The 12,411-nt window shown below is 62.9% G+C and carries 17 protein-coding genes; 9 read left to right on the top strand and 8 right to left on the bottom strand.

The window, feature by feature from the left end; genetic code table 11:
- Positions 1-13 precede the first annotated feature (13 nt).
- The 8 genes from hisG to ACNFH5_RS06550 all read right to left on the bottom strand — a co-directional run bounded on the left by hisG (position 14) and on the right by ACNFH5_RS06550 (position 5,345).
- A complete protein-coding gene (hisG, locus tag ACNFH5_RS06585; protein WP_416744853.1) occupies positions 14-649 on the bottom strand; it encodes an ATP phosphoribosyltransferase in 636 nt (211 codons plus the stop codon).
- A gap of 14 nt (positions 650-663) precedes the next feature.
- Entirely contained in the window at positions 664-1,932 is a 1,269-nt protein-coding gene (gene murA, locus ACNFH5_RS06580; protein ID WP_416744852.1) for a UDP-N-acetylglucosamine 1-carboxyvinyltransferase, read from the bottom strand.
- A gap of 19 nt (positions 1,933-1,951) precedes the next feature.
- The gene (locus tag ACNFH5_RS06575) at positions 1,952-2,191 is read right to left on the bottom strand and encodes a BolA family protein (protein WP_017518139.1); all 240 of its coding nucleotides are present in this window, start codon (positions 2,189-2,191) and stop codon (positions 1,952-1,954) included.
- 110 nt (positions 2,192-2,301) lie between these two features.
- Positions 2,302-2,610, bottom strand: coding sequence for an STAS domain-containing protein (locus ACNFH5_RS06570; RefSeq protein WP_416744851.1), 309 nt, complete (start codon positions 2,608-2,610; stop codon positions 2,302-2,304).
- Positions 2,607-3,254, bottom strand: coding sequence for an ABC transporter substrate-binding protein (locus ACNFH5_RS06565; RefSeq protein WP_416744850.1), 648 nt, complete (start codon positions 3,252-3,254; stop codon positions 2,607-2,609). The genes ACNFH5_RS06570 and ACNFH5_RS06565 overlap by 4 nt, the downstream gene beginning before the upstream one ends.
- A gap of 11 nt (positions 3,255-3,265) precedes the next feature.
- The gene (gene mlaD / locus ACNFH5_RS06560; RefSeq protein WP_045209590.1) at positions 3,266-3,739 is read right to left on the bottom strand and encodes an outer membrane lipid asymmetry maintenance protein MlaD; all 474 of its coding nucleotides are present in this window, start codon (positions 3,737-3,739) and stop codon (positions 3,266-3,268) included.
- Positions 3,739-4,536 (bottom strand): lipid asymmetry maintenance ABC transporter permease subunit MlaE, encoded by a 798-nt coding sequence (mlaE, locus tag ACNFH5_RS06555; protein WP_169941676.1) that lies wholly within the window; start codon positions 4,534-4,536, stop codon positions 3,739-3,741. Before mlaE ends, mlaD begins: the two co-directional genes overlap by 1 nt.
- Positions 4,536-5,345: an ATP-binding cassette domain-containing protein gene (locus ACNFH5_RS06550; protein ID WP_416744849.1), complete on the bottom strand. Its 810-nt coding sequence runs from the start codon at positions 5,343-5,345 to the stop codon at positions 4,536-4,538. Before ACNFH5_RS06550 ends, mlaE begins: the two co-directional genes overlap by 1 nt.
- Before the next feature lie 238 nt (positions 5,346-5,583).
- Between ACNFH5_RS06550 and ACNFH5_RS06545 the strand changes: the two genes are divergently transcribed.
- The 9 genes from ACNFH5_RS06545 (at position 5,584) to rapZ (ending at position 12,394) form a co-directional block, all read left to right on the top strand.
- Positions 5,584-6,558 carry a KpsF/GutQ family sugar-phosphate isomerase gene (locus tag ACNFH5_RS06545; protein ID WP_416744848.1) on the top strand — a complete coding sequence of 325 codons (975 nt, stop codon included), beginning with the start codon at positions 5,584-5,586 and terminating at the stop codon, positions 6,556-6,558.
- Entirely contained in the window at positions 6,559-7,083 is a 525-nt protein-coding gene (locus ACNFH5_RS06540) for a KdsC family phosphatase (RefSeq protein WP_416744847.1), read from the top strand.
- An 8-nt stretch (positions 7,084-7,091) separates the two neighbouring features.
- A complete protein-coding gene (gene lptC / locus ACNFH5_RS06535) occupies positions 7,092-7,664 on the top strand; it encodes an LPS export ABC transporter periplasmic protein LptC (RefSeq protein WP_416744846.1) in 573 nt (190 codons plus the stop codon).
- Positions 7,651-8,187 (top strand): lipopolysaccharide transport periplasmic protein LptA, encoded by a 537-nt coding sequence (gene lptA / locus ACNFH5_RS06530; protein WP_416744845.1) that lies wholly within the window; start codon positions 7,651-7,653, stop codon positions 8,185-8,187. Before lptC ends, lptA begins: the two co-directional genes overlap by 14 nt.
- Positions 8,187-8,912 (top strand): LPS export ABC transporter ATP-binding protein, encoded by a 726-nt coding sequence (gene lptB / locus ACNFH5_RS06525; RefSeq protein ID WP_037009811.1) that lies wholly within the window; start codon positions 8,187-8,189, stop codon positions 8,910-8,912. Before lptA ends, lptB begins: the two co-directional genes overlap by 1 nt.
- Positions 8,913-9,167: 255 nt before the next feature.
- Positions 9,168-10,670 carry an RNA polymerase factor sigma-54 gene (locus ACNFH5_RS06520; RefSeq protein ID WP_416744844.1) on the top strand — a complete coding sequence of 501 codons (1,503 nt, stop codon included), beginning with the start codon at positions 9,168-9,170 and terminating at the stop codon, positions 10,668-10,670.
- Between the two features lie 78 nt (positions 10,671-10,748).
- Positions 10,749-11,057, top strand: a complete 309-nt coding sequence (hpf, locus tag ACNFH5_RS06515; protein ID WP_017518151.1) for a ribosome hibernation-promoting factor, HPF/YfiA family — start codon at positions 10,749-10,751, stop codon at positions 11,055-11,057.
- 9 nt (positions 11,058-11,066) lie between these two features.
- The gene (gene ptsN / locus ACNFH5_RS06510; protein ID WP_037009823.1) at positions 11,067-11,534 is read left to right on the top strand and encodes a PTS IIA-like nitrogen regulatory protein PtsN; all 468 of its coding nucleotides are present in this window, start codon (positions 11,067-11,069) and stop codon (positions 11,532-11,534) included.
- 2 nt (positions 11,535-11,536) lie between these two features.
- Positions 11,537-12,394: an RNase adapter RapZ gene (gene rapZ / locus ACNFH5_RS06505; protein ID WP_416744843.1), complete on the top strand. Its 858-nt coding sequence runs from the start codon at positions 11,537-11,539 to the stop codon at positions 12,392-12,394.
- The last annotated feature ends 17 nt before the right edge of the window (positions 12,395-12,411 follow it).

The raw sequence follows: 12,411 nt of genomic DNA, 5'->3' as shown, positions 1-12,411 counted from the left end.
GTCGCGGTGGGTATCAGTGACGGTGTCGAGCTTCGACGGCGTCGCGCAGGGTGTCGATCAGGGCCTGGATGCGAGCGTGCTGCATCTTCATCGAGGCTTTGTTCACGACCAGGCGCGAGCTGATGTGCGCGATCAGTTCCTGGGGCTCCAGGCCGTTCGCACGCAGGGTGTTGCCGGTGTCGACCACGTCGATGATCTTGTCGGCGAGGCCGACCAGCGGCGCCAGCTCCATGGAGCCGTAGAGCTTGATCACGTCGACCTGGCGGCCCTGCTCGGCGTAGTAGCGCTTGGCGACGTTGACGAACTTGGTGGCCACGCGCAGGCGGCCCTTGGGCTCCGGCGCGCCGACCGCACCAGCGGTCATCAGCTTGCAGTTGGCTATCTTCAGGTCCAGCGGCTCGTAGAGACCCTGGCCACCGTACTCCATGAGCACGTCCTTGCCCGCGACACCAAGGTCGGCGGCACCGTGCTCGACATAGGTCGGCACGTCGGTGGCGCGCACGATCAGCAGGCGCACATCATCGAGGGTGGTGGGGATGATCAGCTTGCGGCTCTTGTCCGGATTCTCGGTCGGCACGATGCCCGCCGCTGCAAGCAGCGGCAGGGTGTCGTCGAGGATACGGCCCTTGGACAGGGCAATCGTCAGCATTGTCTGGTTCTGCCTTAGCCCGGCACGCGGCGAATCTTCGCCCCGAGCAGTTGCAGTTTCTCTTCGATGCACTCGTAACCACGGTCGATGTGGTAGATGCGGTCGATCATGGTATCGCCATCGGCCACCAGAGCGGCGATCACCAGGCTGGCGGAAGCGCGCAGGTCGGTCGCCATGACCGGTGCGCCCTTGAGCTGCGGAACGCCGGTAACAATGGCGGTATTGCCTTCGACCAGGATCTGCGCGCCCATGCGGTTCATCTCGTAGACGTGCATGAAGCGGTTCTCGAACACGGTCTCGATGACCGCGCCGGTGCCTTCGGCGATGGCGTTCAGGGAGATGAACTGTGCCTGCATGTCGGTCGGGAATGCCGGGTACGGCGCAGTGCGGATATTCACCGCCTTCGGCCGGTTGCCCTTCATGTCCAGCTCGATCCAGTTGTTGCCGGTGGTGATGTGCGCACCGGCCTCGACCAGCTTGGCCAGGACCGCTTCGAGGATGGTCGGATCGGTGTCCTTGAGCTTGACGCGGCCACCAGTGGCCGCAGCGGCGACCAGGTAGGTACCGGTCTCGATGCGGTCGGGCATGACGTTGTACTTGGCGCCGCCACCCAGACTTTTTACACCGTTGATCACGATGGTGTCGGTGCCAGCGCCCTGCACATCACCGCCCATGGCGTTGATGAAGTTCGCCAGGTCGACGACCTCGGGCTCACGCGCGGCGTTTTCCAGCACGGAGCGGCCATTGGCAAGAGCTGCGGCCATCATGATGTTCTCGGTACCGGTCACGCTGACGGTATCGAAGAAGAAATGCGCGCCGAGCAGGCCGCCGGCCGGGGCCTTGGCCTTGATGTAACCGCCTTCAACGGTGATCTGCGCACCCATGGCCTCGAGGCCGCGAATGTGCAGGTCCACCGGACGCGAACCAATGGCACAGCCGCCGGGCAGCGCGACTTCGGCCTCACCGAAGCGGGCAACCATCGGGCCGAGCACGAGGATCGACGCACGCATGGTCTTCACCAACTCGTACGGCGCGACCAGGGTCTTGATGGTGCTGGCGTCGACTTCGACGTTGAGTTTCTCGTCGATGATCGGCTGCACGCCCATGCGACCGAAAAGCTCGATCATGGTGGTGATGTCGTGCAGGTGCGGCAGGTTGCAGACGGTCACCGGGGTGTCCGCCAGCAGGGTGGCGGCGAGGATCGGCAGCGCCGAGTTCTTCGCGCCGGAGATGCGGATCTCGCCATCGAGACGAGTGCCGCCGGTAATGATCAGTTTATCCATTGCTAATTTCCCCGTGGGCTCAGGAACGCTCGGCCCAGGCGGCGCGGCTGAAGAATTTCATGGTGACGGCATGGATGGCGCCCGAGGCGATCCACTCGTTCAGGTGGGCATAGATCTGTTGCTGGCGCTTGACCGGGCTCAGACCGGCGAGCTCGTCGCTGATCAGGTTCAGCTGAAAATTGCAGCCTTCGCCTTCCACTTCGATCTGGGTACCTGGGAGTTTCGATTCCAGGAAGTTTTTGACTTCTACGGCCTGCATGCTCAACCTCGTTCGGCGCCCTACGCGCGCGGGTCGGCCATGATACAAAAAAGCCCCCCGCCTGCGAACCCCGGCAGGGGAAGTCGCGGACGGAGGGCCTTCTTAGTGTTTCAATGCTGTAACGGCAGGATCTCCAGGAGCTCGCCAACCTTGGCGATTTCCTGCATGTCCTTGGGCAGGCCGGAAATCTGCAGCGTCTTGCCGGCCTTGCGCGCATCACGGGTATACGACAGCAGCAGCGACAATCCGACGCTGCTGGAGCGCTCCACCGCCGAGCAATCCAGGTGCAGCGCACTGGCCTTGCTCGCGGCGATCAGCCGGGCGCCCTGCTGACGCAGTGCGGGGCCGGAGCTGTAGTCCAGCACGCCGGAGAGGGCCAGTTCGCCCTCGACGCGCTCCGTGATACTGCCCTGATTCATTCTGCGCCGCCTTCCGGCTGGCCCTTGGCAGCGTCCTTGGCCTTGGCGACTACCTGACCCCAACCAGCAATGGTGGCCTCCAGGTCGTTGCGGTTCTTCTGCATGGAATCAGCGAACTGGTCACGGAACAGCTTGCCGATGTTGATGCCGTTGATGATCACGTTACGCAGGCGCCAGTTGCCGCCCTGGTTGACCATGGTGTACTGCACCGGATAGACGGCGCCGTTGCCGCCGACCACTTCCATGTTCACCGAAGCGCGATCCTGCTCCTGCTTGCCGGTGTTCAGCACGCGGATGTCCTGGTTGTCGTACTCCAGCAGCGCATTGCCGTAGAACTGGAACAGGCTGTTCTTGAAGGTTTCCTCGAAGCGCTTGACCTGTTCCGGCGAGGCCTGGCGGGAGTATTTGACGGTCATCACGCCCTTGGCGATGCCCTCGGAGTCCACCACGGGGCCGAGGATGCGGTTCAGGGTGTCGTAGAACGCCTGAGGATTGGCCTTGTAGCTGGCCTTGTTGGTTTTCAGGTCCGACAGCAGGCTGTCGACGGTCTGCTGCACGACCTGCTGAGCGGTCTGCTCGGCCTGGGCAAACAGCGGCAGGATAGCAAGCAGTACCAGGAAGCCACGGCGCAAGGTTTTCAACATGGAGTGAGTCCTCATTTCTTCGAGTCGTCTTTGTTGACCGAATTCAGCAGGAACTTGCCGATCAGGTCTTCCAGCACGAGTGCCGACTGGGTGTCCTTGATGGTATCGCCTTCCTTCAGCAGCTCTTCATCGCCACCGACACTGATGCCGATGTACTTCTCGCCCAGCAGGCCGGCGGTCAGGATGGAGGCGGTAGAGTCGTCCGGCAGGTTGTTGACCTGGCGATTGATCTCCATGGTCACACGACCACGATAGCTGTCATGGTCCAGGTCCACCGCAGTGACCTTGCCGATGGTGACACCCGCCATGGTGACCTTGCCACGCACGGTGACGCCGGCGATGTTGTCGAAGTAGGCGTACAGCTTGTAGGTATCGCCCGAATTGCCGATGGTCAGTCCGCTGACACGCAGGGCCAGCAGCAGCAGGGCCAGCAGGCCGGCCAGAATGAACAGGCCTACACCGATTTCCAGGGTGCGGGTTTGCATCAGAAGTCTCCAAACATCAAGGCGGTCAGGATGAAGTCCAGCCCCAGCACTGCCAGGGAGGCATACACAACGGTACGGGTGGTGGCGCGGCTGATCCCTTCGGAGGTGGGTTCACAGTCATAGCCCTGGAACACGGCGATCCAGGTCACGACGAAGGCGAACACCACACTCTTGATCACGCCATTGAGAATGTCCTTGGTGAACTGCACGCTGTTCTGCATGTTCGACCAGTACGAACCGTCATACACACCCAACCAGTCCACGGCGACCAGGGCTCCACCCCAGATGCCGACAACACTGAAGATAGCCGCCAGCAGCGGCATCGAAATGAAGCCGGCCCACAGGCGCGGAGCGATGATGTACTTGAGCGGATCGACACCGATCATCTCCAGGCTGGACAACTGCTCGGTGGATTTCATGTTGCCGATCTCGGCGGTCAGCGCGGAGCCGGCACGACCAGCGAACAACAGACCGGTCACCACCGGCCCCAGCTCACGCAGCAGCGTCAGTGCGACCATCTGGCCAACCGCCTGCTCCGAACCATAGCTCGCCAGGATGTTGTAGCCCTGCAGGGCCAGCACCATGCCGATGAACAGGCCGGAGACAACGATGATCGCCAGGGACAGCACACCCACCGAATACAGCTGCTTGACCAGCAACTGGAAGGCGCCGCTGTGTACGCGGCGGCCGAAGATGGCATGCACCAGAAACAGGCCCGAGCGGCCCAGCGACTCGAGGACATCGAGCCCCGCGCGCCCGAGCAGGCGAACTCGCTCGAGCGATGAAGTCTTGCGCATCAACGTTCTCCCAGCAGGTCGGCGCGGTAATCGCGAGCAGGATAGTGGAACGGCACCGGACCATCAGGAATGCCCTTCATGAACTGGCGCACCCGCGGATCATCGAGACCCTTCAGGTCCGCCGGCGTTCCGTGACCGAGCACGCGACCGTCACCGACGATATAGATGTAGTCGGCAATGCTCGCGGTTTCCGCCAGATCGTGAGACACCACGATAGAGGTGATCCCCAGGGCATCGTTGAGCAGACGGATCAGGCGCACCAGCACGCCCATGGCGATCGGGTCCTGGCCCACGAAGGGCTCGTCATACATCAGGATCTGCGGATCCAACGCAATGGCGCGGGCCAGCGCCACGCGGCGCTTCATGCCGCCGGACAGCTCGTCCGGCATCAGCTCCACCGCTCCGCGCAGGCCCACGGCCTGCAGCTTCATCAGGACGATGTCACGAATCATGTCTTCCGGCAGCTCGGTATGCACCCGCAGCGGGAAGGCGACGTTCTCGAAGACATCGAGGTCGGTGAACAGCGCACCGCTCTGGAACAGCACGCCAAACTGCTTGCGCATGTCGAACAGATCGCTGCGACCCAGCGACGGGAGATTCTGGCCATTGACCCACACTTCGCCGCTCGCCGGGCGCAGTTGGGCGGCGATCAGTCGCAACAGGGTGGTCTTGCCACATCCCGAGGGCCCCATGATCCCGGTGACCTTGCCGCGTGGAATGCGGATGTCCACGTTATCGAAAATCTTACGCGTGCCACGCTTGAAGCTCAGGCCCTTCAGCTCGACCGCGTATTGGTCATTGGTGCTCATAGAACTCCTTTCATCACGGCGCTGTCCGTTGCCCCGTCTGTCATACGGCAGAAACACGGCGCGGCAGGCCGAACGGCCGCGAACTATAACACCCCGCGAAGCCGCGCCCCAAGGGCTGCTAAGCCGTCGTTAAGGACCAGTTCAGCAAAATGCGCTCAACATTGAGATGCCAGTGATGAAGCCTTTGCCGCTTTCCCGTTATAATCTCGCACTTCATTTTGCCCCGCGCCTTTCGAACATGAGCCAGAAACACGATTTCATCCAGTCGGCACAGCGCACCATCCGCCTCGAGCGTGACTCGGTGGACGCCCTGCTGCCGCGCATCGGCGCCGATTTTTCCCTGGCCTGCGAGCTGCTGCTCGACTGCAAGGGCCGCGTCGTCGTGGTCGGCATGGGCAAATCCGGCCATATCGCCCGCAAGATCGCCGCCACCCTGGCCAGCACCGGCACGCCGTCCTTCTTCGTACATCCAGCCGAGGCCAGCCACGGCGACATGGGCATGATCACCAAGGACGACGTCGTCCTGGCCCTGTCCAATTCCGGCTCCACCGCGGAAATCGTCACCCTGCTGCCGCTGATCAAGCGCCTGGGCATTACCCTGATCAGCATGACCGGCAACGCCGAGTCGCCACTGGCCAAGGCCGCCGCGGTCAACCTGGACGCCAGCGTCGAGCACGAAGCCTGCTCGCTGAACCTCGCGCCGACCTCCTCCACCACGGTTTCCCTGGTGATCGGTGATGCGCTCGCCATCGCCCTGCTGGAAGCCCGCGGCTTCACCGCCGAGGACTTCGCTTTCTCGCATCCGGGCGGCGCACTGGGCCGTCGATTGTTGCTGAAAGTGGAAAACATCATGCACGTGGGTGAAGCATTGCCGCAGGTTTCCCCCGGCACGTCGCTCAGCGGCGCGCTGCTGGAAATGACCCGCAAGGGCCTGGGCATGACCGTCATCCTCGGAGACGACGGCAAGCTGGCCGGCGTCTTCACCGACGGCGACCTGCGCCGCACCCTGGACAAGGGCCTGGACGTGCGCCAGGTGAGCATCGACCAGGTCATGACCGTGCACGGCAAGACTGCCCGCCCGGACATGCTCGCCGCCGAAGCCCTGAAGATCATGGACGACCACAAGATCAACGTACTGGTCGTGGTCGACGACAAGGACCACCCGGTCGGCGTCCTCCATGTCCACGACCTGACCCGTGCGGGAGTCATCTGAATGACTGCCGACCTGCTGCAACGCGCGAAAGCGGTCCGCCTGGCGGTATTCGACGTAGACGGCGTGCTCACCGACGGCAAGCTCTACTTCCTGCCTGACGGCGGCGAGTTCAAGACCTTCAACACCCTCGACGGCCAAGGCATCAAGATGCTCATGGCCACGGGCGTGCGCACCGCGATCATCACCGGCCGCTCGAGCCCGGTGGTCGAGCGCCGGGCGAAGAACCTGGGCATCAACCACCTGTTCCAGGGCCGAGAGGACAAGCTGGTCGCCCTGGACGAGTTGCTTGCCGAACTGGGTCTAGGCTATGAAGAAGTCGCGTACCTGGGTGACGATCTGCCCGATCTGCCGGCCATTCGCCGTGCCGGACTGGGCATGGCGGTCTCCAGCGGCGACGCCTTCGTGCGCCAGCATGCCGACGGTGTGACCCAGGCCCGTGGCGGCGAAGGCGCCGCCCGCGAGTTCTGCGAACTGATCCTGCGCGCCCAGGGCAACCTCGAAGCTGCCCAGAACGCGTACCTCTAGAGCCGAACATGCCCAAGACTTTCCAACAGAAGCTGTTGCTCGCCCTGATCGCCATCCTGCTGATCGCCCTCGGCTATTACTGGAACGTGCGCCTGGACTTCAACGAGCGGCAACTCAAGTCGCAGACCAGCGACGCGATCGACTTCTATGTGGTGAATGCCAAGAGCGTTCAATACCGCCTCGACGGTTCCCTCGCCTACGAGATGACCGCCGACAAACTCGAACACCTGAAAGCAACCGACGTGACCCTGGTCACCACGCCCGACCTCTTCTTCCACCGGGAGAACGAGCCTCAGCCGTGGCATGTCCAGAGCGTTCGCGCCGAAGTGGCCCCCGAAGGCAAGCAGGTCGAGCTGATCGATGACGTGCGTGTTGCGCGCACCGACGCGCAGCAACGCACGCTCCTGCTCAACACCTCGCGCATGACGGTGTTCCCAGACAAGGACTATGCGCAGACTGACCAGCCCGTGAAGATCACCGAACCCAACGGTGTGACCACGGCAGTTGGCATGAAGGCGTATCTGAAAGACAGCCGGATGCTCCTGCTGTCCAACGTAAGAGGTCAGCATGAGGCTCGTTAACACCCTCCCCCTTCTTTTCAGCCTCGCCGCCGCCATTGGCAGCCCTGCCGCCTGGGCTCTTCCCACCGACCGGGAACAGCCGATCCGTGTCCAGGCCGACAGCGCCGAACTGGATGACAAGCAGGGCGTTGCTGTCTATCGCGGCGACGTGGTGGTAACCCAGGGCAGCATGAAGCTGACTGGCAACACCGTTACGCTCAAGCAGAACAAGGACGGCGAGATCGAGGTCGTTACCTCGGTCGGCAAGCCCGCCTACTTCGAACAGAAGCCGGCGCCGGACAAGCAGATCACCCAGGCCTACGGCTTGACGATCCAGTACTTCGTCACGCAGAACCGCGTCGTGCTGATCGACCAGGCCAAGGTAATCCAGGAAGGCAACACCTTCGAAGGCGAGAAGATCGTCTACGACACCCAGCGCCAGATCGTCAACGCAGGCCGTGCCACCGGCTCCCAGGTGACTACCCCGCGCCCGCGTATCGACATGGTCATCCAGCCCAAGAAAAAGCAGGATCAAGCGCAGTAATGGCTACGCTAACCGCCCAGCACCTCGCCAAGAGCTACAAGAGCCGGCAAGTCGTTCGCGACGTCAGCATGAGCATCGAGAGCGGGCAGATCGTCGGCCTGCTCGGCCCCAACGGAGCGGGCAAGACCACCTGCTTCTACATGATCGTCGGCCTGGTTCGCGCCGATCAGGGCGTGGTGCGCATCGACGAGCAGGACGTCACCCACCTGCCCATGCACGGCCGCGCGCGCGCCGGCATCGGCTACCTGCCGCAGGAAGCCTCGATCTTCCGCAAGCTGTCGGTGGCGGACAACATCGGTGCCATCCTGGAAACCCGCAGCGACCTCGATCGCGCTGGCCGCCAGGAAGCCCTGGAGGGCCTGCTCGAGGAGTTCCACATCCACCACATCCGCGACAACCTCGGCATGAGTCTGTCCGGCGGTGAGCGTCGCCGCGTGGAAATCGCCCGCGCCCTGGCCAGTTCGCCGAAGTTCATCCTGCTGGACGAACCCTTCGCCGGCGTTGACCCCATTTCCGTGGGGGACATCAAGCAGATCATCCATCACCTCAAGGCCAAGGGCATCGGCGTGCTGATCACCGACCACAACGTCCGCGAGACCCTGGATATCTGCGAAACGGCGTATATCGTCAACGACGGCCAACTGATCGCCGAAGGCAGCGCCGAGAGCATCCTCGCCAACGACCTGGTGAAGGAAGTCTACCTGGGCCACGAGTTCCGCCTCTAAGGCCCTGCGCCGCGCCCTTCCCAGGGCGTGGCAGCTCCACCTCCTCCCTGCGCGTGGCGCGGCTCGTCGGCCGTTCCGCGATGCATTCGGCTGCCTGTCCTGCCCGGGCGCAACCGGGTTGTAACGAAAGGTCGACAGCCCCTAGGCAAAGCGTCCAAACTCAGGCATATAATTTGCTTCCTCGCGGCACCCCGGTGTCCGTAGTCGTGGATATGGCGCGCTTCGCGCCAGCGAACAAGGTGCCTAGTTCCAGCCATGAAACCATCGCTAGTCCTAAAGATGGGCCAGCAGCTGACGATGACCCCGCAGCTGCAACAGGCCATCCGACTGCTCCAGCTCTCCACGCTGGACCTCCAACAGGAAATCCAGGAAGCCCTGGAGTCCAACCCGATGCTGGAGCGCCAGGAAGAAGGCGAGGATTACGACAACAGCGACCCCATGGCGGACGGCGCCGAGTCAGGCGCCAACGGCACCACCAGCAGCTCCCAGGACAATTTCCAGGAAAGCACAACGCCCAATGCCGACAGCCTCGATGAGGACCAGTGGGCCGAGCGCATCCCCAACGAGCTGCCTGTAGACACTGCCTGGGAAGACATCTACCAGACCAGCGCCAGCAGCCTGCCCAGTAACGATGACGACGAGTGGGACTTCACCTCTCGCACCTCAGCCGGCGAAAGCCTGCAGAGCCATCTGCTGTGGCAGCTCAACCTCCTGCCGATGTCCGATACCGACCGCCTGATCGCCCTGAGCATCATCGACGGCATCACGGACGACGGTTACCTCGACGAGTCCCTCGACGACATCCTCGCCTCCATCGATCCGGAACTGGGCGTGGAGATGGACGAAGTGGAAGTCGTGCTGCGCCGCGTACAGCAGCTCGAACCCGCTGGCGTCGGTGCACGCAACCTGCGCGAGTGCCTGCTGCTGCAGCTGCGCCAGCTGCCCACCAAGACTTACCTGCTGGCCGAGGCTATCCGTCTGGTCAGTGATCACCTGGACCTGCTCGGCAGCCGCGACTACAGCCAACTGATGCGCCGCATGAAGCTCAAGGAAGACGAGCTGCGCGAGACCATCGAGCTGATTCAGTCGCTGCATCCGCGCCCGGGCTCGCAGATCGAATCCGGCGAAGCCGAATACGTGGTCCCGGATGTCATCGTGCGCAAACACAACGAGCGCTGGCTGGTGGAGCTGAACCAGGAAGCGGTGCCGCGCCTGCGCGTCAACTCGCAGTATGCCGGCCTGGTACGCCGCGCTGACTCCAGCGCCGACAACACCTTCATGCGCAACCAGCTGCAGGAAGCGCGCTGGTTCATCAAGAGCCTGCAGAGCCGCAACGAAACGCTGATGAAGGTGGCGACGCAGATCGTCGAGCACCAGCGCGGCTTCCTGGAATACGGCGAAGAGGCGATGAAGCCGCTGGTCCTGCACGACATCGCCGAGGCGGTGGGCATGCACGAATCGACCATCTCCCGTGTCACCACGCAGAAATTCATGCACACGCCGCGTGGCATCTTCGAGCTGAAGTATTTCTTCTCCAGCCACGTCAGCACCTCCGAAGGCGGCGAGTGCTCGTCCACCGCGATCCGCGCAATCATCAAGAAACTGGTCGCGGCGGAAAGTCCGAAAAAGCCATTGAGTGACAGCAAGATCGCTGGTTTACTGGAGGCACAGGGCATTCAAGTGGCACGTCGTACCGTCGCCAAGTACCGGGAGTCCCTAGGAATCTCTCCCTCGAGCGAGCGCAAGCGACTGGTGTGACGTTGATCCACGCCAAGGTGTTCCGGCGGCAGGCCCCATAACCTGCCACTTACACACGGGCAATAAGGAGAAAGCGGTATGCAAGTCAACATCAGTGGACATCAACTGGATGTGACCGACGCCCTGCGCGACTATGTCGGCGAGAAACTTGGCCGACTGGAGCGCCACTTCGACAAGATCACCAATGTTCAGGTCATCATGGAGGTCGAGAAGCTGAAGCAGAAAATTGAAGCCACCCTCCACATCGCCGGTGGCGAAGTGGTGGCCTGCGCCGAACATGAAGACATGTACGCGGCCATCGACCTGCTCACCGACAAGCTCGACCGCCAACTGATCAAGCACAAGGAAAAATACCTCGAACGCCAGCAAGGTGTTGGCGTCCGTTAACCCCTCCCTATGATCCGACTTGAGCAAATCCTGACCCCCGGCCGTTCCCTCGTGAACGTGCCGGGAGGCAGCAAGAAACGTGTCCTCGAACAAATCGCCAACCTGGTGGCTCGCGAGCTGCCGGGTTTCGATTCCCAAGACATCTTCGACAGCCTGGTGGCCCGGGAACGCCTGGGCTCCACCGGCTTCGGCAATGGCATCGCCATTCCGCACTGCCGCCTCCCCGGCTGCCAGTCGCCGATCAGCGCCATCCTGCACCTTGACCACCCGGTAGACTTCGACGCCCTCGACGGTGCGCCGGTGGATCTGGTGTTCGTGCTGCTGGTGCCGGAAGCGGCCACCGAGGAGCACCTGGAACTGCTGCGGCAGATCGCCTCCATGCTCGACCGCTCCGACGTCCGCGACCGCCTGCGTCACGCCGCCAACGGCGAGGACCTGTACCGGATCGTCGTGGACTTCCAGAACAACGGGCACTAATCATGCGCCTGATCATCGTCAGTGGAAGATCCGGCTCGGGCAAGAGCACCGCGCTCAACGTGCTCGAGGACAACGGTTTCTACTGCATCGACAACCTGCCGGCCAGCCTCCTCCCGGACCTGGCCCAGCGCGCGCTGCTGCACACCGAACTGCTGCACCCCCAGGTCGCCGTCTCCATCGACGCGCGCAACCTGCCCAGCCAGCTGCAGCGCTTCCCCGAGCTGTTGCAGGAAGCCCGCGACAAGCACATCCAGTGCGACGTGCTGTACCTCGATGCCGATGACGAAACGCTGCTCAAACGCTTTTCCGAGACTCGCCGCCGCCACCCGCTAACCAGCGACAGCCGTTCACTGGCCGAAGCCATCGCCGACGAATCGCACCTGCTGGCGCCGATTGCCGACCTGGCCGATCTCAAGCTCAACACCACCAACCTGAACCTCTATCAGCTGCGCGACGTGCTCAAGCTGCGCCTGCTGAACAAGCCCGAACTGGGCACCGCCTTCCTGGTCGAATCCTTCGGCTTCAAGCGCGGCATGCCGGTGGACGCCGACCTGGTGTTCGACGTGCGCTGCCTGCCCAACCCCTACTGGAAGCCCGAGTTGCGCGAGCACACCGGGCTCGACGTTGAAGTCCAGGAATACCTGGCGGCGCAACCTGATGTCGAGGAGATGTACCAGGATATCCTCGGCTACCTGAACAAATGGCTGCCGCGCTTCGCCGCGAGCAACCGGGCCTATGTCACCATCGCCATCGGCTGTACCGGTGGCCAGCACCGCTCGACCTACCTGGCCGAGCGGATCGGCCAAGCCCTCAAGGAAAGCCTCACCAACGTGCAGATTCGCCACCGCGACCTGAGCTAAGCAGCGACAGACAACAA

It is taken from the genome of Pseudomonas sp. NY15435, assembly GCF_048068295.1.
In the GTDB taxonomy this organism is placed as follows: Bacteria; Pseudomonadota; Gammaproteobacteria; order Pseudomonadales; family Pseudomonadaceae; genus Pseudomonas.
Note: the sequence above shows the minus strand (reverse complement) of the source record. Positions and strands in the feature narration are given on the sequence as shown.

Excerpts from the sequence above, each read along its gene's own strand:
- hisG (WP_416744853.1), bottom strand. The coding sequence starts at position 649 with ATGCTGACGATTGCCCTGTCCAAGGGCCGTATCCTCGACGACACCCTG.
- murA (WP_416744852.1), bottom strand. The coding sequence starts at position 1,932 with ATGGATAAACTGATCATTACCGGCGGCACTCGTCTCGATGGCGAGATC.
- ACNFH5_RS06575 (WP_017518139.1), bottom strand. The coding sequence starts at position 2,191 with ATGCAGGCCGTAGAAGTCAAAAACTTCCTGGAATCGAAACTCCCAGGT.
- ACNFH5_RS06570 (WP_416744851.1), bottom strand. The coding sequence starts at position 2,610 with ATGAATCAGGGCAGTATCACGGAGCGCGTCGAGGGCGAACTGGCCCTC.
- ACNFH5_RS06565 (WP_416744850.1), bottom strand. The coding sequence starts at position 3,254 with ATGTTGAAAACCTTGCGCCGTGGCTTCCTGGTACTGCTTGCTATCCTG.
- mlaD (WP_045209590.1), bottom strand. The coding sequence starts at position 3,739 with ATGCAAACCCGCACCCTGGAAATCGGTGTAGGCCTGTTCATTCTGGCC.
- mlaE (WP_169941676.1), bottom strand. The coding sequence starts at position 4,536 with ATGCGCAAGACTTCATCGCTCGAGCGAGTTCGCCTGCTCGGGCGCGCG.
- ACNFH5_RS06550 (WP_416744849.1), bottom strand. The coding sequence starts at position 5,345 with ATGAGCACCAATGACCAATACGCGGTCGAGCTGAAGGGCCTGAGCTTC.
- ACNFH5_RS06545 (WP_416744848.1), top strand. The coding sequence starts at position 5,584 with ATGAGCCAGAAACACGATTTCATCCAGTCGGCACAGCGCACCATCCGC.
- ACNFH5_RS06540 (WP_416744847.1), top strand. The coding sequence starts at position 6,559 with ATGACTGCCGACCTGCTGCAACGCGCGAAAGCGGTCCGCCTGGCGGTA.
- lptC (WP_416744846.1), top strand. The coding sequence starts at position 7,092 with ATGCCCAAGACTTTCCAACAGAAGCTGTTGCTCGCCCTGATCGCCATC.
- lptA (WP_416744845.1), top strand. The coding sequence starts at position 7,651 with ATGAGGCTCGTTAACACCCTCCCCCTTCTTTTCAGCCTCGCCGCCGCC.
- lptB (WP_037009811.1), top strand. The coding sequence starts at position 8,187 with ATGGCTACGCTAACCGCCCAGCACCTCGCCAAGAGCTACAAGAGCCGG.
- ACNFH5_RS06520 (WP_416744844.1), top strand. The coding sequence starts at position 9,168 with ATGAAACCATCGCTAGTCCTAAAGATGGGCCAGCAGCTGACGATGACC.
- hpf (WP_017518151.1), top strand. The coding sequence starts at position 10,749 with ATGCAAGTCAACATCAGTGGACATCAACTGGATGTGACCGACGCCCTG.
- ptsN (WP_037009823.1), top strand. The coding sequence starts at position 11,067 with ATGATCCGACTTGAGCAAATCCTGACCCCCGGCCGTTCCCTCGTGAAC.
- rapZ (WP_416744843.1), top strand. The coding sequence starts at position 11,537 with ATGCGCCTGATCATCGTCAGTGGAAGATCCGGCTCGGGCAAGAGCACC.